A 314-nucleotide genomic window follows, 5' to 3' on the forward strand; every position below is an offset into this window, starting at 1 on the left:
TTCCCTCCCAGTATTCTCGGCGCTGGAGGTCTTCACGTCCGTGTTCGGGATGGGTACGGGTGTTGCCCCTCCGCTGTGGTCACCAGACGGGCTTCGTTCATCGCTCGCTCGGAGGGCTTCGGCCTTCGGCCTGCAGATCTCCTCGCTCGCGATTCACTTCGCCTCAGATACCTGTTTGCGAAGTCTTTGTGGCGAGTCGCTGGCTTTACGCGCGTCCGCGCTCGTCTCACTTCGCTTCAGGCTCAGCTTGGCCCTTGCCACCGTGCATAGGGAGCCTTCCAGGTGAAGCCCTCGACCGATTCGTATCTGTCCGC

1 rRNA gene is annotated in these 314 nt (G+C 61.8%); it reads right to left on the bottom strand.

Annotated features, from left to right (window positions below):
• Positions 1-87, bottom strand: a 5S ribosomal RNA gene (rrf, locus tag J3481_RS14490); the annotation flags it as partial.
• Positions 88-314: the final 227 nt, after the last annotated feature.

This window comes from Alicyclobacillus fructus (assembly GCF_017329605.1).
Lineage (GTDB): Bacteria > Bacillota > Bacilli > Alicyclobacillales > Alicyclobacillaceae > Alicyclobacillus > Alicyclobacillus fructus.